Source organism: Streptomyces sp. NPDC051136, from assembly GCF_044455745.1.
Classification (GTDB): domain Bacteria; phylum Actinomycetota; class Actinomycetes; order Streptomycetales; family Streptomycetaceae; genus Streptomyces.
Genome location: NZ_JBITFE010000002.1, coordinates 470,630 through 496,906 on the forward strand (window position 1 = coordinate 470,630; position 26,277 = coordinate 496,906).

Annotated in this window: 18 protein-coding genes; 14 read left to right on the forward strand and 4 right to left on the reverse strand. The window is 72.8% G+C overall.

Translation table 11 applies throughout. The features are described from left to right. Nucleotides 1-139: 139 nt before the first annotated feature. From ACIBCJ_RS07675 to ACIBCJ_RS07700, 6 genes are all read left to right on the forward strand, one after another. Nucleotides 140-4,105, forward strand: a complete 3,966-nt coding sequence (locus ACIBCJ_RS07675) for an Rne/Rng family ribonuclease (protein WP_365979119.1) — start codon at nt 140-142, stop codon at nt 4,103-4,105. A 132-nt stretch (nt 4,106-4,237) separates the two neighbouring features. Beyond that, on the forward strand, nt 4,238-5,299 hold the full coding sequence (locus ACIBCJ_RS07680; protein ID WP_362504337.1) for an iron-containing alcohol dehydrogenase family protein: 1,062 nt from the start codon (nt 4,238-4,240) through the stop codon (nt 5,297-5,299). Nucleotides 5,300-5,499: 200 nt separating this feature from the next. Next, on the forward strand, nt 5,500-5,820 hold the full coding sequence (gene rplU / locus ACIBCJ_RS07685) for a 50S ribosomal protein L21 (protein ID WP_003976204.1): 321 nt from the start codon (nt 5,500-5,502) through the stop codon (nt 5,818-5,820). Nucleotides 5,821-5,834: 14 nt separating this feature from the next. After that, a complete protein-coding gene (gene rpmA / locus ACIBCJ_RS07690) occupies nt 5,835-6,089 on the forward strand; it encodes a 50S ribosomal protein L27 (RefSeq protein WP_003976205.1) in 255 nt (84 codons plus the stop codon). Nucleotides 6,090-6,219: 130 nt separating this feature from the next. Further along, nucleotides 6,220-7,656, forward strand: a complete 1,437-nt coding sequence (obgE, locus tag ACIBCJ_RS07695) for a GTPase ObgE (protein WP_362095264.1) — start codon at nt 6,220-6,222, stop codon at nt 7,654-7,656. Between the two features lie 192 nt (nt 7,657-7,848). Then, a complete protein-coding gene (locus tag ACIBCJ_RS07700) occupies nt 7,849-9,888 on the forward strand; it encodes a glycosyltransferase (protein ID WP_365979120.1) in 2,040 nt (679 codons plus the stop codon). 129 nt (nt 9,889-10,017) lie between these two features. Here the strand turns inward: ACIBCJ_RS07700 and ACIBCJ_RS07705 are convergent, their stop codons facing one another. The 3 genes from ACIBCJ_RS07705 to ACIBCJ_RS07715 form a co-directional block, all read right to left on the reverse strand. Continuing rightward, nucleotides 10,018-13,581 carry a CDP-glycerol glycerophosphotransferase family protein gene (locus ACIBCJ_RS07705; protein ID WP_365979121.1) on the reverse strand — a complete coding sequence of 1,188 codons (3,564 nt, stop codon included), beginning with the start codon at nt 13,579-13,581 and terminating at the stop codon, nt 10,018-10,020. A 23-nt stretch (nt 13,582-13,604) separates the two neighbouring features. Beyond that, on the reverse strand, nt 13,605-15,836 hold the full coding sequence (locus tag ACIBCJ_RS07710) for a bifunctional glycosyltransferase family 2 protein/CDP-glycerol:glycerophosphate glycerophosphotransferase (protein WP_362504328.1): 2,232 nt from the start codon (nt 15,834-15,836) through the stop codon (nt 13,605-13,607). A 519-nt stretch (nt 15,837-16,355) separates the two neighbouring features. After that, on the reverse strand, nt 16,356-18,485 hold the full coding sequence (locus tag ACIBCJ_RS07715; RefSeq protein ID WP_365979122.1) for a hypothetical protein: 2,130 nt from the start codon (nt 18,483-18,485) through the stop codon (nt 16,356-16,358). Between the two features lie 232 nt (nt 18,486-18,717). On the opposite strand from ACIBCJ_RS07715, the gene proB reads away from it, so the two are divergent. From proB to ACIBCJ_RS07740, 5 genes are all read left to right on the forward strand, one after another. Further along, a complete protein-coding gene (gene proB / locus ACIBCJ_RS07720; protein WP_362095275.1) occupies nt 18,718-19,821 on the forward strand; it encodes a glutamate 5-kinase in 1,104 nt (367 codons plus the stop codon). Nucleotides 19,822-19,956: 135 nt separating this feature from the next. Further along, nucleotides 19,957-20,487: a hypothetical protein gene (locus ACIBCJ_RS07725; RefSeq protein WP_362095278.1), complete on the forward strand. Its 531-nt coding sequence runs from the start codon at nt 19,957-19,959 to the stop codon at nt 20,485-20,487. Nucleotides 20,488-20,548: 61 nt separating this feature from the next. Continuing rightward, on the forward strand, nt 20,549-21,835 hold the full coding sequence (locus ACIBCJ_RS07730; protein WP_362095281.1) for a glutamate-5-semialdehyde dehydrogenase: 1,287 nt from the start codon (nt 20,549-20,551) through the stop codon (nt 21,833-21,835). A gap of 96 nt (nt 21,836-21,931) precedes the next feature. After that, nucleotides 21,932-22,501, forward strand: a complete 570-nt coding sequence (locus tag ACIBCJ_RS07735; RefSeq protein ID WP_362095284.1) for a hypothetical protein — start codon at nt 21,932-21,934, stop codon at nt 22,499-22,501. Between the two features lie 86 nt (nt 22,502-22,587). Then, nucleotides 22,588-23,658: a hypothetical protein gene (locus ACIBCJ_RS07740; protein WP_362095287.1), complete on the forward strand. Its 1,071-nt coding sequence runs from the start codon at nt 22,588-22,590 to the stop codon at nt 23,656-23,658. Between the two features lie 12 nt (nt 23,659-23,670). Here the strand turns inward: ACIBCJ_RS07740 and ACIBCJ_RS07745 are convergent, their stop codons facing one another. Next, nucleotides 23,671-24,861 (reverse strand): M48 family metallopeptidase, encoded by a 1,191-nt coding sequence (locus ACIBCJ_RS07745; protein ID WP_365979280.1) that lies wholly within the window; start codon nt 24,859-24,861, stop codon nt 23,671-23,673. A gap of 162 nt (nt 24,862-25,023) precedes the next feature. Between ACIBCJ_RS07745 and ACIBCJ_RS07750 the strand changes: the two genes are divergently transcribed. The 3 genes from ACIBCJ_RS07750 (at nt 25,024) to nadD (ending at nt 26,272) form a co-directional block, all read left to right on the forward strand. After that, nucleotides 25,024-25,185, forward strand: coding sequence for a hypothetical protein (locus ACIBCJ_RS07750; RefSeq protein WP_362095289.1), 162 nt, complete (start codon nt 25,024-25,026; stop codon nt 25,183-25,185). 143 nt (nt 25,186-25,328) lie between these two features. Then, nucleotides 25,329-25,496 carry a hypothetical protein gene (locus tag ACIBCJ_RS07755; RefSeq protein ID WP_133885743.1) on the forward strand — a complete coding sequence of 56 codons (168 nt, stop codon included), beginning with the start codon at nt 25,329-25,331 and terminating at the stop codon, nt 25,494-25,496. A 59-nt stretch (nt 25,497-25,555) separates the two neighbouring features. Further along, complete coding sequence (gene nadD, locus ACIBCJ_RS07760) at nt 25,556-26,272, forward strand: nicotinate-nucleotide adenylyltransferase (RefSeq protein ID WP_362095292.1); 717 nt, start codon at nt 25,556-25,558, stop codon at nt 26,270-26,272. The last annotated feature ends 5 nt before the right edge of the window (nt 26,273-26,277 follow it).

The following is a 26,277-nucleotide window of genomic DNA, read 5'->3' on the forward strand; positions in this document are numbered from 1 at the left end:
CACGGAGAGCTTCCGAGCGGCGCCCGCGCCCTGGACGGCGGCAACCGCGCACCGCGCGAGCCGCGGACGTCACCGGCGGTCGACATGTCGATGCCGGACCGGGCGCGGCGCCCGGGAGCCTGACGGGAGAAACCCCCGCATGCTCGAACCGACCGAACCGACCGAGTCCGCTGCCACCTCTACGGGCTCCGAGTCGAACACTCCCAGCGACACCCTGCCGCCGCGCCGTCGGCGCCGGGCCGCGTCCCGCCCGGCGGGTCCGCCGTCCGGCGCCTCCGAGGCGCCGGCGGAGACCGTCGCCCCGGCCGAGGCGGCCCCCGCCGAGGTGGCCGCGGCCCCGGAGCCGGCCGCGGAGCCCGCGGCCCCCGCCCGGCCGCGTCGCCGTGCGGTACGCCGTGCCTCCGCTCCCGCAGGTGCGCCCGCGGCGGCGGAGACGGCCGAGACCGTGGTGTCCGCGGCCCCGGCCGTCGAGACGCCGGCTCCGGCCGAGGAGCCGGAGGAGACGGCAGCCGCCGTCGAGACCACCGAGAGCGCCGCGCCCAAGGGACGTACCCGACGTCGCGCCACCCGCAGTGTGACCTCGGCCGCCGAGCCGTCCGCCGCGGAGCCGGCCGCCGCCGCGGCCCCGGAGCCCGCCGAGGCGCCCGCGCCCGCCGCGGAGGAGGCCGAGGCGGAGAGCGCCGCGCCCAAGGGCCGTACCCGCCGTCGGGCCACGCGCCGGGTGTCCGCCCCGGTGGACGCACCCGCCGAGGCCGCCGCCGAAGCGGGCGAGCCCGAGGCCGCCGCGGCGCCCGAGCCCGCGAAGGCCACGAAGGCGCCGAAGGCCGAGAAGACCGAGAAGGCCGCCGAGACCGTCGCCCCGGCCGAGGCCGAGTCCGGTGAGGACGCCGCTCCGCGCCGGGCGCGCCGTCGGTCCACCCGTAAGGCCGCCTCCGGTTTCGCCGCCCCGGCGCAGACCGCCGCGTCCGGCGAGGGCGAGGCGCCCAAGCGCCCGTCGCGTCCCGCGGTCGCCGTGTTCCAGGCGCCGGTGTTCGCCGAGCCCCAGTTCCAGACGCCCGAGCGGGCCGCGGCCGAGGCCGCCGCGGAGGCGGCCGGTGCCGAGCCGGTGAAGCCGGCCGAGGAGAGCGCGGAGGTCCAGGAGGAGCAGCCCGCCGCCTCGCGCCGCCGCCGCAAGCGCCGGGGTGCCGCCGCCGAGGAGGCCGCCGAGGAGCGGGCCGCGGCCGCCGTCACCCAGGAGCAGCCGGAGCCCGAGACCGAGGCCGACGCGGACGCCGAGGCGGAGTCCGACGAGTCGGGCGAGGACCACGACGACGCGGAGGGCTACGAGGAGTCCGGTTCGCGCCGGCGCCGTCGCCGGGGCGGCCGTCGCCGTCGCCGGGGTGACGCGGCCGACGGCGACCTGGCCGACGACGAGAGCGAGCACGGCGCGGGCCGGGCCGACGAGGACGCCGACGACACCGCCGAGCAGGCGGACGAGGACGCCGAGGAGGGCGAGGAGGCCTCCGGCGACAGCGGTGGCTCCAGCAGCAGCCGGCGCCGTCGTCGCCGCCGTCGCCGGGCCGGGGACGGTTCCGGCGACGGCGAGTCCTCCGCCGACGACCCCGAGCGCACCGTCGTCAAGGTCCGCGAGCCCCGCCCGAAGCCCGAGCCGTCCGACGAGGTGCAGTCCATCAAGGGCTCCACCCGCCTGGAGGCCAAGAAGCAGCGCCGCCGCGAGGGCCGCGAGCAGGGCCGCCGCCGGGTGCCGATCATCACCGAGGCCGAGTTCCTGGCCCGCCGCGAGGCCGTCGAGCGCGTCATGGTCGTCCGCCAGCACGGCGAGCGCACCCAGATCGGCGTCCTGGAGGACGGGGTGCTCGTCGAGCACTACGTCAACAAGGAGCAGGCCACCTCGTACGTCGGCAACGTGTACCTCGGCAAGGTGCAGAACGTGCTGCCGTCGATGGAGGCCGCCTTCATCGACATCGGCAAGGGCCGCAACGCCGTCCTGTACGCCGGTGAGGTCAACTTCGAGGCGCTGGGCATGGCGAACGGCCCGCGCCGCATCGAGTCCGCCCTCAAGTCCGGCCAGTCGGTGCTCGTGCAGGTCACCAAGGACCCGATCGGCCACAAGGGCGCCCGCCTGACCAGCCAGGTCTCGCTGCCCGGCCGCTACCTGGTCTACGTGCCCGAGGGCTCGATGACCGGCATCAGCCGCAAGCTGCCCGACACCGAGCGCTCCCGCCTGAAGACGATCCTGAAGCGGATCGTCCCCGAGGACGCGGGCGTCATCGTGCGCACCGCCGCCGAGGGCGCCAGCGAGGAGGAGCTGCGCCGCGACGTCGAGCGGCTCCACGCGCAGTGGGAGGACATCCAGAAGAAGGCCAAGGGCGGCAGCGGCAACGCGCCCACGCTGCTGTACGGCGAGCCGGACATGACCGTCCGCGTCGTGCGCGACATCTTCAACGAGGACTTCTCCAAGGTCGTCGTCAGCGGTGACGACGCCTGGCAGACCATCCACGGCTACGTGTCCCACGTGGCGCCCGACCTCGCCGAGCGGCTGTCCAAGTGGACCAGCGAGGTCGACGTCTTCGCCACGTACCGGATCGACGAGCAGCTCGCCAAGGCGCTGGACCGCAAGGTCTGGCTGCCCAGCGGCGGTTCGCTGGTGATCGACCGGACCGAGGCGATGGTCGTCATCGACGTCAACACCGGCAAGTTCACCGGTCAGGGCGGCAACCTCGAGGAGACGGTCACCAGGAACAACCTGGAGGCGGCCGAGGAGATCGTGCGCCAGCTCAGGCTGCGCGACCTCGGCGGCATCATCGTCATCGACTTCATCGACATGGTGCTGGAGTCCAACCGGGACCTGGTGCTGCGGCGCCTGCTGGAGTCCCTGGGCCGGGACCGGACCAAGCACCAGGTCGCCGAGGTGACCTCGCTCGGGCTGGTCCAGATGACCCGCAAGCGGGTCGGCCAGGGCCTGCTGGAGTCGTTCTCGGAGACCTGCGTCCACTGCAACGGCCGCGGTGTCATCGTCCACCTCGACCAGCCCGCGTCGGCCGGTGGCGGTGGCGGTGGCAAGCGCCGCAAGCGGGCGCGGGCCGGGGCCGACCAGCCGCACGAGCACGAGGCCGTGGCGGGGATCGAGACCGGCCCGACGGCGGAGCAGGAGGCGGACACCGAGTCCGAGGCCGAGATCGTCGCCGAGGTGGCCGAGCTGGTCGCCCTCCCGGCGCCGGACTTCAGCGCCGACGAGGAGCTGTACAGCAGCGCCGCGGAGGCCGAGGCCGCCGCCACGCGTGGTCGTGGCCGGCGTCGCGCGAGCCGTCGGGCGTCCGCTCCCGCGGGTGCGCCCAAGGCCGCGAAGGGTGAGAAGGCCGGGGTGGCGCAGGACGAGGCCGCGCCCGCCGAGGCGCCCACGGCGCAGGACGTCACGGTGCGGGAAGAGGTCGAGCGTCCCGTGCGGCGCGAGTCCGCCGCCGAGGTGCTGGCCGAGCCCGCCGCCGTCGAGGACGCGGTCTCCGGTGCCCAGACCCCGGCCGAGTCCCCGGCGCCCGCGTCGGAGGAGGCCGCGCCCAAGGGCCGTACCCGTCGTCGGGCGACCCGGAAGGTGTCCGCGCCGGCCGGTTCGCCCGAGGGGGCCGAGGCCGCCGTGCTGACGGTCCCGGAGACCCCGGCGGCCGAGCAGCCCGAGCAGCCCGAGAAGGCGCCCGAGGCCCCGGCCGCCGCCGAGCCCGCCGAGAGCGCGGCCCCGGCCCGTCCGCGGCGCCGGGCGGTGCGCAAGCCCACCACGTCCACCGCGTCCGAGGAGGCGGCCGTCACGGTCGTCCCGTCGGCCGCGACGGAGGAGGAGGCACCGCAGGCGCAGCCCGAGGCCGAGGAGGCCGCGCCCGCCAAGAAGGCGGCGGCCCGCAAGACGGCCAAGAAGGCGACGGCGAAGAAGGCCGCCACCAAGAAGACCGCGGCCAAGAAGACGACGACCGCGAAGAAGGCCACGGCCAAGAAGGCGGCCAAGACGACGACCGCCAAGAAGGCCACGGCCAAGAAGACGGCGTCGAAGAAGACCGCGGCGGCCGACCAGCAGGCGCCGTCGACGGTCACGGCCGCCACCGACGAGGGCTGATCCGGCACCTGTCGACAGCGTGTGGCCCCGTCCGACCGGAATCCGGTCGGACGGGGCCACACGTTTCCCGGGCCGCCGTCGCGCGCATCATCAGTGACAGCCGGGTCCCCCCTGGCGAGGAGAGGAGAGCACGTGCCGGTACTGACGAGGCTCATTCCCTCGCCGCTCGTCGTGGACGTCCGGCCGGGCGCCCTGGACGACCTGGCGAGCGTCCTCGCGGACCAGCGGATCTCGCAGTCCGGGAAGCTGGCCGTGGCGATCAGCGACGGCTCGGGGGCGCGGCTGCGCGGACGCCTCGAGCCGTCCCTGCCGGGCGCCGCCTGGTTCGAGGTCGGCGGCGGCACGATCGACGACGCGGTGCGCCTCGCCGACGGCATGAAGTCGGGGCGTTACGACGCGGTCGTCGGTCTCGGCGGCGGCAAGGTCATCGACTGCGCCAAATTCGCCGCGGCCCGGGTGGGCCTGCCCATGGTCGCGGTGGCCACCAACCTGTCCCACGACGGCATCTGCTCGCCGGTCTCCATCCTCGACAACGACGCGGGCCGCGGTTCGTACGGCGTGCCGACGCCCATCGCGCTCGTCGTCGACCTCGCGGTGATCCGGGAGGCGCCGATCCGCTTCGTGCGCTCCGGGATCGGCGACGCCGTCTCCAACGTCTCCGCGGTCGCCGACTGGGAGCTGGCGCACCGGGTGAACGGCGAGAAGGTCGACGGCCTGGCCGCCGCCCTCGCCCGGCAGGCCGGTGAGGCCGTGCTGCGCCACCCCGGGGGCTGCGGCGACGACGGGTTCCTGACCGTGCTGACCGAGGGCCTGGTGCTGTCCGGCATCGCCATGACCATCGCCGGGCACACCCGCCCCTCGTCGGGCGCCTGCCACGAGATCAGCCACGCCCTCGACCTGCTGTACCCCGGCCGCGCGGCCAGCCACGGCGAGCAGGTCGGCATCGGCGCGGCCTTCGCGACGTACCTGCGCGGCGACCGGGAGGGCTCACTGCTGATGGCGGACACGCTGCGCCGGCACGGGCTGCCGGTGACGGCCGGGGAGATCGGGTTCGGCGACGAGGAGTTCGTACGGGCGGTGGAGTTCGCGCCGCAGACCCGGCCCGGCCGGTACACGGTCCTGGAACACCTGGGCCTGTCGCCCGCGCGGGCGGGGGAGGCGTACGCCGAGTACGTCGCGGCCGTCTCCGGTTGACGTCCCGGGGCCCGGTTTGACCCCTGTCGTGCGGCCCCGTAATCTTGACCGTCGGCGTGTCGACTGACGCGTCACATCCCCGTAAACCTCTTTCCTTCCGGGTGTGCGCCCTCGCGGGCTCGGCCGGGAGAGGCCGTCCGTGTGTCACCGGGCGGCTGGACTGCGGGGGTGCCGTTCCCGAGCGAGAGAGTGAGATCCGCGTGTACGCCATCGTGCGCAGCGGTGGCCGCCAGCACAAGGTTGCTGTCGGCGACATCGTTGAGGTTGACAAGATTTCCACCGGCAAGGTCGGCGACACGGTCGAGCTCTCGACCCTGCTCGTCGTCGACGGCGACGCTGTGACCAGCGACCCGTGGGTGCTGGCCGGCATCAAGGTCCAGGCCGAGATCGTGGACCACCACAAGGGCCAGAAGATCGACATTCTGCGCTACAAGAACAAGACCGGCTACCGCCGTCGTCAGGGCCACCGCCAGCAGTACACGGCGATCAAGGTCACTGAGATCCCCGCGGCTGCGAAGTAAGGGACTGAGGAGACATGGCACACAAGAAGGGCGCATCGTCCACCCGGAACGGTCGCGACTCGAATGCCCAGCGGCTCGGCGTGAAGCGCTTCGGCGGTCAGGCCGTCAACGCGGGTGAGATCCTGGTCCGCCAGCGCGGCACCCACTTCCACCCGGGCGCCGGCGTCGGCCGTGGCGGCGACGACACGCTGTTCGCCCTGCAGGCCGGTGCGGTGCAGTTCGGCACCCACCGCGGCCGCAAGGTCGTGAACATCGTCCCGGTCGCCTGACCGGACACTTTCGCGAGGCGGGCCTCACTTCCCCCACGGGAAGCGGGTCCGCCTTTCGCGTGTTACCCAAGAGACGCTCTCGTCGTCACGCGTAGCAATCCGCAGTACGTAGTAACTGGAGGCACATCCCATGACCACCTTCGTGGACCGCGTCGAACTGCACGTCGCCGCGGGTAACGGAGGCCACGGCTGTGCCTCCGTCCACCGTGAGAAGTTCAAGCCGCTCGGCGGCCCGGACGGCGGCAACGGCGGCCGGGGCGGCGACGTGATCCTCACCGTCGACCAGTCGGTGACCACGCTCCTCGACTACCACCACTCCCCGCACCGCAAGGCCACCAACGGCAAGCCCGGCGAGGGCGGCAACCGCTCCGGCAAGGACGGTCAGGACCTGGTCCTGCCCGTGCCCGACGGCACCGTGGTCCTCGACGCGGCGGGCAACGTGCTGGCCGACCTGGTCGGCCACGGCACCTCCTACGTCGCCGCGCAGGGCGGCCGGGGCGGCCTCGGCAACGCGGCGCTGGCCTCCGCGCGGCGCAAGGCCCCCGGTTTCGCGCTGCTGGGCGAGCCCGGCGACTTCCAGGACATCCACCTGGAGCTGAAGACCGTCGCCGACGTGGCGCTGGTCGGCTACCCGAGCGCCGGCAAGTCCTCGCTGATCTCCGTGCTCAGCGCGGCCAAGCCGAAGATCGCCGACTACCCCTTCACCACGCTCGTCCCCAACCTGGGCGTGGTGACGGCCGGGGCGACCGTGTACACCGTCGCCGACGTCCCCGGTCTCATCCCCGGCGCCAGCCAGGGCAGGGGCCTGGGCCTGGAGTTCCTGCGGCACGTGGAGCGGTGCAGCGTGCTGGTGCACGTCCTGGACACGGCGACGCTGGAGTCCGAGCGCGACCCGCTCTCCGACCTGGACGTCATCGAGGCCGAGCTGCGCGAGTACGGCGGGCTGGACAACCGGCCGCGGATCGTCGTCCTCAACAAGATCGACGTGCCCGACGGCAAGGACCTCGCCGAGATGGTCCGCCCGGACCTGGAGGCGCGCGGCTACCGGGTCTTCGAGGTGTCGGCCGTGGCGCACATGGGGCTCAGGGAGCTGTCCTTCGCGCTGGCCGAGCTGGTCGCCACGGCGCGTGCCGCCCGGCCCAAGGAGGAGGCGACGCGCATCGTCATCCGGCCCAAGGCCGTGGACGAAGCCGGCTTCACCGTCACCCGCGAGGAGGACGGCCTGTTCCGGGTGCGCGGCGAGAAGCCCGAACGCTGGGTGCGGCAGACCGACTTCAACAACGACGAGGCCGTCGGCTACCTCGCCGACCGGCTCAACCGCCTCGGTGTCGAGGAGCGGTTGGTCAAGGCGGGCGCCCGCAGCGGCGACGGCGTGGCCATCGGTCCCGAGGACAACGCGGTCGTCTTCGACTGGGAGCCGTCGATGTCGGCCGGTGCCGAGATGCTCGGCCGCCGGGGCGAGGACCACCGCTTCGAGGCGCCCCGCCCGGCCGCCCAGCGCCGCCGGGACCGGGACGCCGAACGGGACGAGGCGCAGCAGGAGTTCGACGGTTTCGAGCCGTTCTAGCCCTCTCCTCTCCCCTCTCCCCGGCTCCTCGCGGTTTCGTTGCCGACGCAGGGTTACACAGGTGTGGCAGGGCCGTGATCTGCCCGCCGACATTCCTGTGTACTTTGTGAGAAGGATGTGCCACACGTGCGTGGCCAGGGGAGGGGGGACGGCCTGACCAGCCGCTTCCCGGGAGCAGAGAGAAGCCGCAAAGTGAAGATCGCATTCCTGGTACGGGACCTGTGTCACATGGGGGGCGTGGTCAGTGCCACGCAGAACCTCGCCGGGGCCCTGGCCGAGCGGCACGAGGTGGAGATCGTGGCGCTGCGCAAGGTGCGCGACGAGTCGTACTTCCCGCTGGACCCGAGGGTGTCGGTGCGGGTGCTCACGGACATGCGGCCGCACTCCCCGGTCTCGGACGTGGACAACCCGCTGTCGGACAAGTTCCCGCTGGTCTACCCGCTCAACGCCGGTGCCAAGACGCCGGTGGTGAGCCGGCTCGCGGAGCTGCGGCTGCTGGAGTACTTCGACACCACCGACGCCGACGTGCTGGTCAGTTCCAGCCCGCGCAACACGATCATGCTGACGCAGGCGCGCGGTGACTACCTGAAGGTCACCCAGGAGCACTCGATGCCCGCCATCTACGCCACGGACATCAAGCAGCGCCTCTTCCCGGCCTACCGGCACCTGCACGCCCTGACGGCGCTCACCCCGGAGGAGGTCGCCGCGATCGCCCGGCAGGTGCCCGCGGTGCGCAACCGCCTCGCGGTGATGCCCAACTGCGTGCCGTCCTCCACGATCCGCTCCAGCGGGACCAACAAGGTGGTGGTCTCCGCCGGTCACCTGACCGACAACAAGAACCACGCCCTGCTCGTCGAGGCCTTCGCCAAGGTCCACGCCGACGCGCCCGACTGGACCCTGCGCATCTACGGTCACGGCACCGAGAAGAAGAAGCTGCGGACCCGCATCGAGGAACTGGGCCTGTCCAACAGCATCCTGCTGATGGGCCAGACCTCGCCCGTCACCCCGGAGTTCGGCAAGGGCTCGATCTTCGTCCTGCCCTCCAAGCGGGAGGCGTTCGGCAACGTCATCGTCGAGGCGATGGCCGCCGGCCTCCCCGTCGTCGCCACCGACGCCGACCACGGGCCGCGCAACATCCTCACCGACGGCGAGGACGGGCTGATCGTGCCGCGCGGCGACGTGGACGCGATGGCCGACGCGATCCGGAGCCTCGTCCAGGACGACGAACTGCGCCTGAAGATGGGCGCCGCCGGCATCCGCAACGCCGAGCGGTTCCACGAGCGGGCCAGCTGCGAGCGCTTCGAGGCCATCCTGGAGGAGGCCTTCGCCCGCAAGGAGCTGCCCGTCCACGCCACGGCCCGGGTGGACCGGGAGGGCTCGGTCCACGTCGCCGTGGGAGCGCTGCCGCCGAGCGCCGGAGAGGCCGACCTGGTCCTGCGCAAGGGCGGCGCGGGCAGCGAGGAGCACCGCTTCCCGTTCTCCGCCGAGGGCGACGCCGTCGTGCCCTGGGACGCCGGAGTGCCGCACGGTACCTGGGAGGTGGCCCTGGCCACCCGTGAGGGCGGACGCGAGGTGGCGCTGACCACCGACGGCTACGGCTGCGACACCCGTGACCTGCTCGCCGTACGGCTGCCGCGCGCCCAGGGCCCGGCCCTGGCGCTGATGCTGCCGCACCTGCACCAGGACGGCGGGCTGCGGCTGCGCAGCGCGCTGCGCGAGGCGCACGCCGAGGTCGGACCGGTCAGGGTCGACGAGCGGACCATCGCGGTGCGCGCCGAGCTGTGGGGTGCCCGGCCCGCCGCGGGCGCCGTCGTGGAGGCCGTGCACCGGCGGAACAAGGAGCGGGTGCTGAGCTTCCCGCTGCGCGACGAGGGCGACGGCTGGGTCGCCGTGGACCTGGACTGCGCCGCGCTGGTGCGGGAGCACAGCGACGACGACGAGAAGGAAGTCGTCTGGGACTTCTGGCTGCGCGCGGCGCCCGGCGCCCCCAGGGTGCAGCTGGCCAAGCTGGCGACCGACGTCCTCGCGCCGATCGACGTGTTCACCTTCGCCCGTCCCGTGCTCACCGAGACCGTGGCCTCGGAGCCGACCGTGCTGACCCGCGCGGTGCGCAAGTCCCGCAGGGCGCTGGGCGGCAAGCCCGCCCCGCAGGCACCCACCCGCCGGCGCACGGAGCTGCGCCCCTACTTCACCACCGCGTGCCAGTTCGCGGTGAAGACCGTACGGCTCTGACCACCGCGCGGACGCGGGCGCAGCCGCGGACGCGGACGACGGGACGGGCGGGAAGGCGAAGGGGCGGGGCCCGGAGGATCATCCTCCGGGCCCCGCCCCTTCGCGTGTGCCCGTCCGTGACCGCCGGGATCAGCTCTCCTTCGCCTGCTCCAGCATCCGGTCGACGACCCGCGCGGAGGCGTGCCCGTCGTCCAGGTCGCAGAACAGGTGGTGGAAGCGGTCGAACCGGTCCTGGTAGTCCGCCTTGACCTGGTCGATGTCGCGGATCGCGTCGACCAGCTCCTTGGAGGTGCCGATCAGCGGACCGGGGGAGTCCTTCTCGAAGTCGAAGTAGAACCCGCGCAGCGTGTCCCGGTAGTGCTCCAGGTCGTAGGTGAAGAACAGCATCGGCCGCTTCAGGTGCGCGTAGTCGAACATCACCGACGAGTAGTCCGTGATCATGATGTCCGCCGCGAGGTAGAGGTCGGCGATGTCCGGGTACTCCGACACGTCGAAGACGAAGCCGTTGCCCGCGCCCGGGACCTGGTCGACGACGTTGGAGTGGCGGCGGATGAGCAGGACGTGGTCGTCGCCCAGGCGCCGGCGCGCGTCCTCCAGGTCGATCCGCAGGTCGAACAGGTACTGCCCGGCGCTGTGGGACTGGTCGTCCCGCCACGTCGGCGCGTACAGCACGACCTTCTTGCCCGCGGGCAGCTTCAGCGTCTCCTTGACCTGCTCGGCGATCTTGTCCCGGTCGGGGGAGTAGAGGTAGTCGTTGCGCGGGTAGCCGGCCTCCTGGATCTCCCCGTCGTAGGAGAAGGCGCGCTTGAGGATCGGCGTGGAGAAGCGGTTCGAGGAGACCAGCAGGCTCCAGTTCTTCGCCTCCAGCGCCAGGCGGTTCTGGTACTCGCGGTCGAAGTAGAGGGTCTCGATGTCGTGACCGATCTTCTTCAGCATCGTGCCGTGCCAGGTCTGCACGATCACCTGGCCGGGACGGCGCACGACCCACTCGGGCAGGTGCCCGTTGGTGACGATGTAGCGGGAGGTGGCCAGGGCCTCGAACCACTCCCGGCCCCACATGCGGACCTTCTCCGCCGTCGGCGGCAGGACGACCTGGCTGTCGCGCACGGCCCACAGGTACTTCAGGCCGCTGTCGCGGCGCAGCAGCTCCTCGTGCATCGCCCGCGGGCTGTCCGAGTACTGCTTGCCGTTGTAGCTGAGGAAGAACACCTGGTCGCGCAGCGGCAGTTGCCGGCCGGGCTCGTAGACCTCGCGGCGCTGCTGGAGCTGGCGGTAGGGGCCGCGCTCCAGGTCGCTCAGCTCGGAGCGGCAGTTGAGCTGCGGGAAGTCGCCCCAGCGGTTCTCGAACCAGTAGCGGCGCCCGTTCAGCTCCGCGTGCAGCGGGAACTGGGCCACGGCCAGGCGGTCGATGACGAACTCGGAGTCCGGCACGTCCGCGTCCGCCGAGCGCAGCCGCAGGTTCCACCGGCCGGCCTTGAGCGGCACCCCGCCGGAGCCGCCCATCACCGACGGGTCGAAGGACGTGCGGAAGGTGCCGTCGTCCGACCAGTCCACGGACGCGGTGCGCTCGTCGTAGCGGTTGCGGGCCTTGAGGACCAGGTCGGCGCCGATCAGCTCGGGGCTGGTGCGGCCCTCGATCGCGATCCGGCCGTCGCGCAGGGCGACCCCGGTGACGGTGGCCCGGCGGGTCCGGCCGACGATCTTCAGGTAGCCGTTGTGCCCGGAGATGAGGGCGAGCTCCCGGTGCGCGCCGGGCTCACCGAAGGACGCGGGCAGGTCGAACGCCAGGTCCGCCAGGCCCTCCTTGACCACGCTGCTGAACTGGCGCTCCGTGCCGTCCGTCGCGGTGGCCAGCAGGGCGGTGCTCCACAGCCGGCGGTCCAGCTGGGCGTTCTCGTCGACCGTGTCGTCGCCGAGCAGCGCCACGTCGGTCAGCGGTACCCGGGCGTCGAAGGTGGTCCGGGTGCCCTGCCGCGCCACGTCGACGGGGTACTTGCGCACCTCGCCGCTCCTGGCGTTGGTCAGCCGGAGCGCCAGCGTCTCGCCCGGCTTCAGCGGCACCCGGATGTCACCGGCGACCGCGATCGAGTCGCCGTCCAGGCGGCGGTCGGTGATCAGGGCGCGGACCTTCTCGATCCGCAGCTTGAAGGCACCGCGCTCGACGGTCGGCAGCATCCGGAAGTCGTCGTCGAGCCACTGGTACGCGGGGAAGTTGGCGGCGGAACCGCCGCGGGCCCAGACGCCGCTGCGGCGCACCAGGCCGGACGCGTAGACGTTGATGCCGACGTGCCACAGCCCCTCCTGCCAGCTGCCGCCCTTGCGCAGCTTGGCGGGGTCGAGCTCCAGCTCCCAGCCGGCCCAGTCGTAGTTGTAGCGCTGCTGGCCGGAGTCCGTGGTGCACTCCGGACGGTGGACGTTGCGGGCCGGCAGGTACATGCGGCGGCGCGAGCCGTCCCGCTTGAGCTGGACGACCTTGACGCTGCTGCGCTTCGACGGCATGTCGATCTTGTCGATGTACGCGTTGCCGGACAGGTAGAGCTTGCCGTCCCGCCAGGACACCTCCCGCAGCGGTGCGCGCAGCGACAGGTCGCCGTCGATGCGCAGCGCCGACTTGGGCAGTTCGAGTCCGCTCTCCTCCAGCGTGCGGTAGCTGGCGTACTTGCGGAAGGAACCCGACACCTCGACCGGCTCCTTGCGGCGCTGGGAGGCGAGCAGGGCGATCAGCTCGGGCATGGCGTGCTTGCGCACCAGCAGCCACTGGACCCGCAGATCCGTCGGCAGACCCAGCACGATCTTCGGGTCGATGGTGTCGAGGTAGCGGTTGGCGGCCTCCAGGAAGGCCTCGTGGAACTCGGCCGTCGCGTCCGGCAGCACCCGCATGAACAGCCGCAGGTCGTCACGGAGCACCCGCTCGTCGTACTGGTTCTTGTACGCGGCGTACTCGGCGCCCGGCTGCTGGGACAGGTAGTCGCTGACCATGCTCACCGCGGTGACCCGGTCGCGGATGGCCTGCGGTTCCTTGCGGCGCTGCGTGATCGACGGGGCCGACTCGCCCTCGCGCAGTCGCCAGTAGTACGTCGGCTCGCCGATGATGTCGACGGCCTCCGCCCGGTAGTGGGCGGGCAGCACGACGGGGATGTCCTCGTGCAGGATGCCCTCGGGGAAGGCGAAGTGGTGCTTCTCCCAGAAGGTGCGCCGGAAGACCTTGTTGCAGGCGATGCGGTCGGCCACCAGGCGGGGGATCTTCGATATGTGCGTGCGCTTGCGGGCCTCGCCGGCCAGCATCTTCAGCAGCGGCACCTGCCAGGACTTCTCGCCCTTGAGGTGGAAGACGTTGCCGGTCGCGAAGTCCGAGCGGGACTCGTCGAGGCTGGTGACCATCAGCCGGTAGGCGTCGGGCGGGATCACGTCGTCGCTGTCGACGAAGGTCAGGTACTCCGACTCGGCCGACATGTGCGCGATGCCCGTGTTCCGGGCGGCTCCGAGCCCGCCGTTCTCCTTGCGGATCAGGTGGAAGCGCTCGTCGCGGTCCGCGTACTCGGCGGCTATCGCGGCCGAGCCGTCGGGCGAACCGTCGTCGACCATCAGGACCTCCAGGTCCCGGAAGGTCTGCGCGGCGAGCGAGTCGAGGCAGGCCGGCAGGTAACGCTCGACGTTGTAGATGGGGACGATGACACTGAGCCGAGGGGCCATGGCTTGGTGGTCTCCTTTCGGGGTCAGGCCCGCTCGACCAGTTCGAGCGCCTGGGCGGGAGTAGGGGCGTGGTGGCGTTCGTCGAACGGGACGATGGACGGCAGGCTCTCTTCACCGAGGAAGACGCGTCGCACGACCCGTTCGGCTGCGTGTCCGTCGTCGAATTCGCAGAAACGCCGGCGGAAGGTGTCCCGGCGCTCCGTCGTCTCCGGGCTGTCGTACGCGCCGGAGGCGAGCAGCCGCAGCAGCTCCGCCTGCGTGGTGGCCACCGCGCCGGGCGGCTCCTGGAGCAGGTCGAAGTACGTGCCGCGCACCGCGGAGTAGACGTCCCAGTCGGGGACGTAGCTGATGAGGGGGCGGTCCAGCACGGCGTAGTCGAACATCGCCGAGGAGTAGTCCGTGATCAGGGCGTCGGCCGCGAGGTAGAGCTCCTCCACCCGGGGGTGCCCGGAGACGTCGATGACGCGGCCGGTGCGGCGCAGCTCGTCGACGTGCGGGGAGTCGCCGTAGAAGTAGTGGCCGCGCACCAGCAGGGTCACGTCGGGGCCGAGTTCGCGGGCGAACACGGACAGGTTCAAGGGGGGTGTGAAGCCCGGCTGGTACTCGCGGTGCGTCGGCATGTACAGGAAGGCCTTGGAGCCGTCGGCCAGACCGAGCGCGGCGCGGGCCGCGCGCACGTCCTCGGCCGTGGCGTTGACCAGGACGTCGTTGCGCGGGTAGCCGGTCTCCAGCGTGGTGTACGAGCAGGGGTAGACCCGCTCCCAGATCACGGTCGAGAACCGGTTGGCGCTGACGCTGTAGTCCCAGCGGTCGCAGCGCTCCAGGAGCTTGTCGAAGTTCATGTCGGTGGACGCCGGGTACTTCTGCTGGTCCAGGCCCATCGTCTTCAGCGGTGTGCCGTGGTGGGTCTGCAGATGCACCTGGCCCTCGCGCTTGACCACGGAGTCCGCGAAGTTCACGTTGTTCACCAGGTACTTGGCGCGCGCCACGGCCGCCCAGTACTCGCGGGACCCCACGCGCACGGTCCTGACGCCCTTGGGCACCCGGTCCGCGTTGTCCGGGCGGATCGCCCAGACGCGGCGCATGTGCGGGGCCAGGCGGGCCAGTTCGGCGTCGATCGCGGCGGGGTTGCAGGAGACGCTGCGGCTCCAGTACGCGGAGAACAGCACCAGGTCGTCGTCCAGCGGCAGTCTGAGCTGCGACTGGTAGAAGGCGCCCATCGCACCGCGCTTGGACCGGTTGAGCGCGGTGCGGGTACGGGTCTTGACCCGCTGGCGCAGCTTCACCGCCGCCAGGGCGCTCACCATGGTGGTGTAGGCGTTGCGCTCCAACATGGCGTACTTGTGGCCGCGGCCGCCGCCCGGGCGGGTGAAACCCTTCGGCACACGGGCGCGGTAGTCGGCCGAGGCCCGGCGGAAGAACTCGCCGCGCGCGTCCTGCGGCAGGCGGCCCGGGCGCTCCAGGACGGTCAGGTAGTGGTCGACCATCTTGCGGAACAAGGGGGCGCGCCACGTGGCGAGTTCCTCGTGCGCGTCGAGGTAGTCGAAGACCCGCTGGTACTGGTCGAAGACGTCGAAGTGCTTGCGGCTGACCGTCTTGAGGATGTTGCCGCCCTCGCGCCGCTGCCGGTAGTACACGCAGACCCGGTCGAGGACGGCGATCTGCTCGGCGCTGATCAGAGAGCAGAACGTCCAGGGGGCGTCCTCGTAGTACCCGGGCGGGAAGGTGAGTCCGGTCCGGGCGACGAAGTCGCGCCGGTAGGCCTTGTTCCACACGATCTGGAGCAGGTCGAGCAGCTGGGGGCGCTCGGCGAGGGAGAAGGAGTCCGGGCCCTTCTCCTTGAGCAGGTCGGTCCGCAGGTTCGGGCGGACGCGGCCGTCCCAGTAGGTACGCGCGTAGTCGAAGATCAGGATCTCGGGATCGCCCGTGGCCTCGATCCGGTCGCGAATGGCCGACAGGGCGCCCTCGGACAACGTGTCGTCACTGTCCAGGAACAACACGTAATCACCGGTGGCCTTTTCGAGGCCGGCGTTGCGCGCGCGACCCAGGCCCACGTTTTCCGTGAGGTGAATCACATGAATCCGGTCGTCGCGTTTGGCGTACTCGTCGAGAATGGCCCCTGACCCGTCCGGCGAGCAGTCGTCGACCGCGACGATCTCGAAGTCCGTGCAGTCCTGCCCGAGTACGGAGTCAAGGCACTCGGGCAGATAGCCCTGCACCTTGTACACGGGGACAACGAGAGAGAATTTGGGCATCCTTACAACCTGTTCCGAGAACTGACCACGGGACCGCGGGCTGGGACCGGAACGCGCCCCGGACCCCGTTCGGGCCTGGAGCGCGCCGCCGCATCAGCGTAAAGGATTCACGCGGAGTTTCCGCGGGCACGGTAGTCGGCCGCCCTGTGCCCCGCCACAGCGGGAAATGGCCGCACCGGCCGCCCGAATGGGCCGCGTCGAAGCGGCTGGAGAACTTCCTCACATTCGGCCCCCCTGTCCCCTTTATCGGCGTGCGTCGCTTTACGACCCATGTGCCCGAGTCGATATCCGGAACCCGTGGACGGGCCCGCGGCCAGTGGCGCGGCCCCGGGAGTCGGGAGGACGAGCCGGCCGGCCGGGGGCGGAGCCGGGCACGCAGGTGCGCACGGGTGCGGCCCCGGCCGGGCGGCGGGGGAGTACCGCCGGTGGCCGGGAACGGAACCGGCCGCCCCCTTCCGGAGGCGTGTTTCGTGACGAGGCTGTGACAGGCGCGGGGCCCGTCACGGCCGGGAACCGGGATCAGCGGTGATGGTGCGGCTCCCGGGCCGCCGAGGGGGCGGACGGCCGGGCCTCCTCCCGGCGCGGGCCGGGCACGGGGACGTCCGCGGCGAGCCGCTCCGCCCTGCGGGCCCGGTGCCGCCCGGCCGTCTCGCACAGGTCCCGCACCGCCCCGGCGAAGCGCTCACGGGACGGCGGCTCGGCCGGACCCAGCAGCCGCAGCGCCAACGCGGCACGCTCCCCGGCGAGTTCGTCCCGCTCCGGATGCCGCACCGCTTCGAGGAGCGCCGGCACCCCGGACGCGTCCGGCGCCAGCACGGTCGCCGCCGCCACCGTGGGGAAGGACTTGCGGAACACGTCCTCGGCCAGCGTGCTGGTGTTGGCGACCGCGTACGGCTTGCCGCTCGCCAGGAAGTCGCTGATCACACTGGACACGTCGCTGATCAGCAGGTCGGCCCGGTTGAAGCAGGCGTACAGCGGTGGCCGGGCGTCCGTGACGACCTGGTGCTCCCACTCGGGCAGCGACGCCCAGTACGCCTCCTCCCACGCGGCCGTCGCCCGCCGCACCGCCTCCGCGCGCCCGGGCTCCGGCGCCGGCTGCCGCAGCATCCGCTCCGCCTGGTCCGCCGCCGCCCGGAAACCGGCCGAGGTGAGCCGGTCGAGCTCCGCCGTCCGCCGGGCCAGGCACGCGGCCGCCGACGCGTCCGGCCGGGGCCCGCCCCGCTCCCGGTTGGCCGCCCGCACCAGCTCCCGGATGCGCAGATCGGCGGCCCGGGCCCGGGGGTCCACCGACCCCGTCAGCGGATGCGGCTTGTAGAGGAGCCGGACGCCGGGGTCCGCGAGCAGCGCCCGCACCAGGTTCTCGCCCGCCTCTACGACCGACGTGTTGCCGGGGTTGCCGTCCCAGCCCTCCCAGGTCGGCGCGTACAGGACGGTCGTGGCGGCCCCGGGCGCGGGCGGCCCGGAGTGCCGCCGTACGGCGTCCAGCTGCGGACGGCCGATCTCCACGACGTCCTTGTCCTCGACGCCGACGTCCGCCAGCGCGTACCGCTCGCGTGCCGCGGGACCCGCCACCCACACCTCGTCGTACGCCTTGGCGTACGGGTTGCACGAGGACAGCTTGTCGCTCTCCCCGTGGTTGACGAAGGCGTGCTTGATGGTCGGGATGCGCAGGACCTGCGAGGTCTTCCCGGAATTGGACGGGTGGAGCAGGACGCGGAGGCTGGAGTGCTCCAGGCGCATCAGCGTGGACACCTTCGGCAGGCACACCACCGGGATGTCGGTCGCCGCGATCCGCTGCACCATGTGCCGCTCGCGCAGCACGATCACCGGACGGCCCTCCAGGCGCGCCAGCGGCTCCAGCCACATGTTCGCCTGGTACGCCGAGGACGCGCCGCCCGAGAAGTACAGGCCGACGGTGGGCCGGTAGCGGGCCAGCCACGCGTCGAACCAGTCGAGCACCTCCTGCTCACCGGCGGGCCGGCGCCCCGGCAGCAGCCGCAGCAGCAGGGCGCCGAGGCCCGTCAGTGCCACCGCGAGGGACAGCGCGAGCCCGGCCGCCCCGTACACCGGCGCGTCGGTCGCCGCCGTCGCCAGCAGTCCGGCCGTCGCGGGCAGCCCGAACGCCGCCAGCCGGTGCCCGGGGCGGCGCAGCAGCACCGGGGGCGCCGGGGTCAGCCGCAGCGCACGGGCGTCGATGTTCCGCGTCACCACGGGCAGCGTGCGGCTGCGCCGGACCAGGACGGACACCGCCTGGATCGCCCAGTGCAGCGCGTAGAAGACGAGCAGGCCGGCGACGAGCGGGGCGTACTCCCCCTCCCGGTGCTGCTCGCCCAGGCGCAGCAGGCCCACCACGAGCAGCAGGTCCCGCAGCACGTGCCGGACCGTGACGTCGGCGTGCGACTTGGCGAACAGCGACACCATGCCCCGCTGCCACCGGTACAGCGCCCCCTCGGCGGCCAGCGAGGCGGCGCTCGCGGCGAGCAGCAGCGGTACGTGCGGCAGCAGGGCGCCCAGGGCCTGTGCGGCGAAGGCGGCCGCCAGCACTCCCAGGACGAGCAGTTTCACGGTGGTCCGCCGCCCGGGAAGGCGGGGGAGACGGCGGCGGGGCAGGGACAGGGGCACTACGGTCGCTCCAGGCTCGTCGCGCATCGGACAACCGGGTTAACGGCCGGTGACCGTCCGACGACACGCACGTGCCGGCCCCGGCGCCGGGCGCGGCGCGGGCCGGGGGTGCCGTCCGCGGTCTGAACTCCGGTGCGGCGCGCGTCGCCCTTCGCGTAGATTGCCTGGCGAGCGCAGGGATCGGCGCGTGTCGACGGGAGAGGCGGACGGGGCCGTGGCAGGGGCAAGGCCGGGGACAGGGCCGGGGGCCAGGCAGGCCGTGGGCGAGGCCCGCAGGATCGTCGTCAAGGTCGGGTCCTCCTCGCTGACCACCGCCGCGGGCGGCCTGGACGCCGACCGGGTCGACGCACTCGTCGACGTGCTGGCCAAGGTGCGCGGGACCGACAAGGAGATCGTCCTCGTCTCCTCCGGTGCCATCGCCGCCGGCCTGGCCCCCCTGGGGCTGCGCCGCCGCCCGCGGGACCTGGCCCGCCAGCAGGCCGCCGCCAGCGTCGGCCAGGGGCTGCTGGTCGCCCGCTACACCGCCTCCTTCGCGCGCTACGGCGTCCGCGTCGGCCAGGTGCTGCTGACCAGCGACGACATGAGCCGCCGCGCCCACCACCGCAACGCCTCGCGCACCCTCGACCAGCTGCTGGCCATGGGCGCCTTCCCGATCGTCAACGAGAACGACACCGTCGCCACCGACGAGATCCGCTTCGGCGACAACGACCGCCTCGCCGCGCTCGTCGCCCACCTGGTCCGCGCCGACCTGCTGGTGCTGCTGTCGGACGTGGACGGCGTGTACGACGGGGACCCGAGCAGGCCGGGCACCTCGCGGATCGCCGAGGTGCGCGCCCCGGCCGACCTGTCCGGCATCGAGATCGGCAGCGCGGGCAAGGCGGGCGTGGGCACCGGCGGCATGGTCACCAAGGTCGAGGCGGCCCGGATCGCCGCTGCCGCCGGCATCCCCGTGGTGCTGACCAGCGCCGTCCACGCGGCCGACGCCCTGGCCGGCGGCGACACCGGCACCTACTTCCACGCCACCGGCAGGCGCTCCGCCGACCGGCTGCTGTGGCTCCAGCACGCCTCCGCGCCGCAGGGCGCGCTCGTCCTCGACGACGGCGCCGTACGGGCGGTCGTGGAGGGCCGCAAGTCGCTGCTGCCGGCCGGGATCGCGGGCGTCGAGGGGGACTTCGCCGCGGGTGACCCCGTCGAGCTGCGCGACGGCGCGGGCCGGGCGGTGGCCCGGGGGCTGGTCAACTTCGACGCCAAGGAGATGCCCCGGCTCATCGGCCGCTCCACCCGGGAACTGGCGCGCGAGCTCGGACCCGCGTACGAACGTGAGGTCGTACACAGGGACGATCTGGTGATCCTGCACCCGTAATAGGTCGAAACGTCCCCGAATCGGTGGTGCACGTTCCGCAAAACCGCCCCGCGATCTCACGTAGCCTGCTCAACTTTCCTCAGGGACAAGTCCGGCCGACCACCGGGCCGAGCCGTGCGCGTGAAGGAGGCCGTCGTGAGCGGAGTACGCCCTGGGACGGCGGCGGCCCGCGGTGGTACCACCTCCCGCGGTGGTGCGGGCGCCCGCGGCACCACGGGCGCGCGCCCCGGCGGCGCCCGGAGCGCGAACCGCGCGGGCGGCGAGGAACGCGCCCTCACCAGCGTCGCCGCCGGCGACCGCTTCCGCGGCGAGGAGCCGGAGCACACCCCGCGCCTGTGGCACGTCACCCTCAGCGTCTCCGGCGCCCGCGCCCCGCTCACCGAGGTGCGCCGGGCGCTCGAACAGCTCGCGCACGACCACCCCTTCCTGCTGACCAGCCGGTACGCCGAAGACCACGCGGAGATCCGGTACTGGGAGGAGGCCCGCGACCTGCACGACGCCGCCGCCGTCGCCCTGCGGCTGTGGGGCGAGCACCGGCAGACGGCGGGACTGCCGCCCTGGGAGATCGTCGGCCTGGAGGTCATCGACCGGGTCACCTACCACCAGCGCATCGCCGCGGGGTACGGGCCGGCGCCGGCCACACCCGTCGGCGTTCACCCGTTTTGACCCATCTCGCGGGATGGGACGCCAGGTGGACGCCCGGAGCGCGCGCACTACCCTTCCCCCCATGACCACGCTCTCGCCGTACGACTCGATGTCACCCGTCACCCGGGCCGCCTACCGGGCCAAGTCCGCCGCGGCCGACCTCGCGCCGCTGCCGCGGGCCGCCAAGGACGACGCGCTGCTCGCCGTCGCGGACGCGCTGGAGGTCCGTACGAGCGAGATCGTCGAGGCCAACGCCCAGGACGTGGCCAAGGCCCGGGCCGCCGGGACCAGCGAGGCCATCATCGACCGGCTCACCCTCACCCCGGAGCGGGTCCGCGCCATCGCCTCCGACGTGCGCGACGTCGTCGCCCTGCCCGACCCGGTCGGCGAGGTGGTGCGCGGCTCCACCCTCCCCAACGGCATCGACCTGCGGCAGGTCCGCGTGCCGCTCGGCGTGGTCGGCATCATCTACGAGGGCCGGCCCAACGTGACCGTCGACGCCGCCGCCCTGTGCCTGAAGTCCGGCAACGCGGTCCTGCTGCGCGGCTCGTCCTCCGCCTACCGGTCCAACACCGCCCTGGTCCGGGTGGTCCGCGACGCCGTGGGCGGGGCCGGGCTGCCCGCCGACGCCGTGCAGCTGGTGCCCGGCGAGAGCCGCGACAGCGTGCGCGAGCTGATGCGGGCCCGCGGACTGGTCGACGTGCTCATCCCGCGCGGCGGCGCCTCGCTGATCAACACCGTCGTCCAGGAGTCCACCGTCCCCGTCATCGAGACCGGCACGGGCAACTGCCACGTCTACGTCGACGCGCAGGCCGACCTGGACATGGCCGTCGACATCCTGATCAACTCCAAGGCCCAGCGGGTCGGCGTCTGCAACGCCGCCGAGACCCTCCTGGTCCACCAGGACGTCGCCGCCGACTTCCTGCCCCGCGCGCTGGACGCCCTCGCCGAGGCAGGGGTCACCGTGCACGCCGACGAGCGCGTGGCGGCGTACGCCAAGGACTCCCGGGCGACCGTCGTCGACGCGACCCCCGAGGACTGGGAGACCGAGTACCTGTCCTACGACATCGCGGCCGCCGTCGTCGACTCCCTGGACCGGGCCGTCGAGCACATCCGGCTGTGGACCTCCGGTCACACCGAGGCCATCGTCACCACCTCGCAGCAGGCCGCCCGGCGCTTCACCCAGCTGGTCGACTCCACCACGGTCGCGGTGAACACCTCCACCCGCTTCACCGACGGCGGCCAGTTCGGCTTCGGCGCCGAGATCGGCATCTCGACGCAGAAACTGCACGCCAGGGGCCCGATGGGGCTGCCGGAGCTGACCAGCACCAAGTACATCGTCACCGGCGACGGGCACGTACGCCGCTGACGGCCGGCGCCGGACGCCCCGATCGGGGCATCTCACCCACCGGGAGAATTTCGCCGCCGTCTGCCCAAAACGACCCCCCAGGTCTAGGCTGGACCCGTGCCGGAGGACGTGGGGGGCACGCCGTTCCCGGACGGCAGGGAGCCCGACGACGACCAGGACCGCGGGGTGTCGGACGAAGAGTTCGCCTCCGTGGTCTTCGACGAGGCCTTCGTACAGGCGGCCGCGGTGCACGAGCCGACCGCCGTCGAGCGCCTCCTGGCCGCCGCGCAGGCCAGAGCCGAGGCCACCGAGGCCGAAGCGGCCCGCCGCGGCCGCAGCAGAGCCGAGCGCTACGACGACGGGTACGGCGATTTCGGCCATGATCCCGACCTCGACGACCCGGACGACGACCGCGACCTCCTCGACCGCCCGTACGGCGCGCCCCCGGCCTCCGGCAAGCAGGTGCGGTGGCACCGCCCGGTCGCCTGGCTGCTCGCCCTCGCGATGGGCATCGGCATGGTCGCGCTGGCCTTCGTGGCGGTCTACCGGGGCGCGTCCTCGGGCGGCGGCCCGCAGCGGGTGCCGCCGCCCGCCTCGACCGGCCCGGAGCAGGGCGGTGCGGCGACGCCCTCGGCCGCCGCCGACTCCGCCCGCCCCGCCGTCTCGGTGCTCCCGCGCAGTCCCTGACCTGCCCCTCGGAGCGGTGACAAGCTGTCCCAACTTGACCTGTGGCAGTGCGTTTACGCGCCCTTCCGCAGACCCACTCTGAAGGTATGGCAGGGCGTGGCGGTCCGCCCGGAGGAACGCCCGAGGGCGCCCCCGGAGGCGGAGAGGACGAGTACCGGTCCGTCGTCTTCGACGAATCGTTCGTGCGCGCTGCCCGGCTCCAGGAGTTCTCCGCCCAGGAGCGCATCACCGACCACGCGCCCGCTGTACGCCGCCGCACGCCGCTGCGCCGGGCCGGACTGTCCCGGCAGGCGCTGATCCTCGTCGTGCTCATCGCCGTCGCCTTCGGGACCGCCATCTACATGGGGGTACGGCACCCCTACCAGAGCGCCGCCGGCCAGCGGCCCGCCGAGCCGGTGCGGATGACCGTCGTCCCGCTCGCCCCGCGGGAGCGGGTGCCCGGCGCCGAGGACGCCGCCTTCCTGTACGCGCACAGCCCCGCCGCGCACTTCAGGACCGCGGCCAAGGGCGTCCCGCTGCCCGGGGCCCGGCGCACGGCGCACTTCTCCGAGGACCAGGTGCTCAACGCGCTCACCACCGCCAAGAACTACATCGTCCGCTCGGCGCTCGACCCGGACGTGCTCGGCGGCGACCAGGTCCGCTCGGTACGGGTGCTGCTCGACCCGGACCAGCTCGAACAGTTCGACGAGAGCTTCGACAGGCCCGCCGCGGACGGCCGGCACGCGCCCACCGGCTGGCTGATCCGCTTCGACCCCGGCCGCGTCGAGCTGGCCGACCCCGGCGTCCGGGTGGACGGCAGTCTGCGCGTCGTGGAGAGCGACGCGTCCACCCTGGAGGTCGCCGCCGACCACACCATGGTGTACGCGCTGCGCCCGGCCGGTGCCGCCCGGGCCGAGGAGTCGCTGTTCACCGTCCGGCGCGAGCTGCGCTTCCGCTTCGACCGGGACGACCTGCGCCTCCACCAGACCCGGCTCGTCGCCTCCTACGTCCAGGCCGGGCCGCTCTCCTGCGCCGAGGACACGGCGAGCCACCTCCGCCCGCTGCTGGCCGGCCAGCAGGCCGGGGCCGGCGTCCCCGCGGGCACCGATCCGTACGCCGCGGGCGACGCCACGGCCCTGTGCGGCAGCCTCGCGCAGCACGCCCAGCCGAAGGTGTGAGCCCGGGGCGGCTCAGGCGCCGTCGCGCGGCGCGGAGTCCCGCGAAGACCCCGGACCGTCGTCCCCGGGCCCCTTGGGCCCTCCAGGCCCCTCGGGCCCGTCAGGACGCCCGGAGCCGTCCTCGGGCCCCTCCGCCGGACCGTCCCCGTTCCCGGGCTGCCGCTGGGAGCCCGCGAAGCCGCCGAAGCCCCGCCGCATCCGGTCGCCGAGGTCACCGGCGCCGCCCGCTATGTCGTTGACCAGCTTCATCAGCGGGTCCTTGGAGTTGCGCACGTGTGTCGCGTAGCTGGACGCCGACTCGCGGAAGGAGTCCCGGACCGAGGCGTCCTTGTCCTCGTCGCGCCGCGGGTAATGGCCGTCCATGGTCCGCTGGTGGTCCCGGGAGGCCGCCCACTTCTTCAGCTCGGCGGCCCGCACCGTGGTGAACGGGTGCGAGCGGGGCAGCACGTTGAGGATCTTCAGCACGGAGTCGCGCAGGTCACCGCCGGCCTCGTACTCCTCGGCCTGCTCCAGGAACGCGTCCACGTTCATCTCGTGCAGGTGGTTGCCGCCCGCGATCTTCATCAGGCCCCGCATCGAGGCCCGCAGGTCCTGGCCGACCAGCAGCCCCGCGCGGTCGGCGGACAGCTCCGACTTGCGGAACCACTCGCGCAGCGCGGTCACGATCGCCATGATCGCCACGTTGCCCAGGGGGATCCACGCGACCCGTACGGCCAGCGAGGTCAGGAAGAGCAGGATGGTCCGGTAGACCGCGTGCCCGGACAGGGCGTGGCCCACCTCGTGCCCGACGACCGCCCGCATCTCCTCCTCGTCGAGCAGCTCGACCAGGCCCGTGGTGACGACGATGATCGGCTCGTCGAGACCGATGCACATCGCGTTCGGGGCCGGGTCCTGCTTGACGTACATCGCGGGGACCTTCTCCAGGTCCAGGATGTAGCAGGCGTCGCGCAGCATGACGTTCAGGTGGGCGAACTGCCGGTCGGAGACCCGCACCGAGTCGGACAGGAACAGCAGCCTGAGGCTCCGCTCGGGCAGCAGGCCGCTCAGCGCCTTGAAGACCGTGTCGAAACCGCTCAGCCTGCGCAGCGCCACCAGCGCGCTGCGGTCGGCCGGATGCTCGTAGGCACGCGAGGAGATGCCGGGGAAGCGCCTGCGCTGTCTGCCCGGGACGTGCTCGTGCCCGTTGTGGTAGCCGTCGGACATGTCTTCCCCCATGTGCGTGTATGTGGCCTGTATGTACGTGTGCCCGACCTGTGTGCGTGTCCGGCCTTTACGAACCCTTGTGCGGTCCTTTGCGCCCCCCGAGCCGGGCCCAGCCTAGGCGGAGATACCGTGGACGGGCAGTACGTCTAAGGAGCCCACGCCATGCAGCACATCGCCCACGCCGACCGGCTCGCCGCAGCCACGACCGCCGCCGAGCAGCAGGGGCCGGGGAATCTGCTCCGGATCGTCCTGATCGTCATGGTGGTGGGCTGCGTACTGACGGCGTGGTTCCTGCTGCGCGGGTACAAGCAGAAGGACGACTGAGGGGATCCGAAGGTTCCCCCGGACCGCCGGGTGCCGGCCGTCGGCCCGTCACCAACGGCGGAGTCGGCGTGATCGCCCGCGGGGCGCCCGCATACGATGAGCGGACGTCTTGTCCCGCCCACACCGGATAGGTCCTGTCGAAGATGAGCCTTCCCCTCAGCGCCGCCCAGTTCGCCACCCTCGCCGCCGAGGGCGGCGAGGAGCACGGCGGCAACCACGAGAGCCTCAGCCCCTACGTCACCGGCATCGGCGCGTTCGTCATCCTGCTGCTCCTGCTGTGGATCACCACCCGGTTCAACCGCGACCGCTGAGCCCGCGGCTCCGTGGGCGCGACCGGGCCGCTCCGGGCGGGCCGGTAGGGTCTGCTCGCATGGGAGAGCACGACACGCCTACCGGCCCGGCGCACGCGCCGGCGGCGCAGACGGCGCGCGGCACGCAGAACGCGGTGCCCGCCCGCGCCACCGGCCCGGCCGGCGGTCGGGGCGACGGCCCGTCGGCGGGCAAGCGGCGCCTGGGCGTCATGGGCGGCACCTTCGACCCGATCCACCACGGCCACCTCGTGGCGGCCAGTGAGGTGGCCGCGCAGTTCCAGCTGGACGAGGTGGTGTTCGTCCCGACCGGGCAGCCGTGGCAGAAGAGCCACCGCGCGGTCTCCGCGGCCGAGGACCGCTATCTGATGACGGTGGTCGCGACCGTCGAGAACCCCCAGTTCTCCGTCAGCCGCATCGACATCGACCGCGGCGGCCCCACCTACACCGTCGACACCCTGCGCGACCTGCGGGCGCTCAACCTCGACGCGGACCTGTTCTTCATCACCGGGGCCGACGCCCTCGCCCAGATCCTCACCTGGCGCGACAGCGAGGAACTGTTCTCGCTCGCCCACTTCATCGGCGTCACCCGGCCCGGCCACACCCTCACGGACGCCGGACTGCCCAAGGGCCGTGTCTCGCTCGTCGAGGTCCCCGCCCTCGCCATCTCCTCCACGGACTGCCGTGCGAGAGTCGCCAAGGGCGATCCCGTCTGGTACCTGGTGCCGGACGGTGTCGTGCGCTATATCGACAAACGCCACCTGTACCGCGGCGAGTGAGCCGA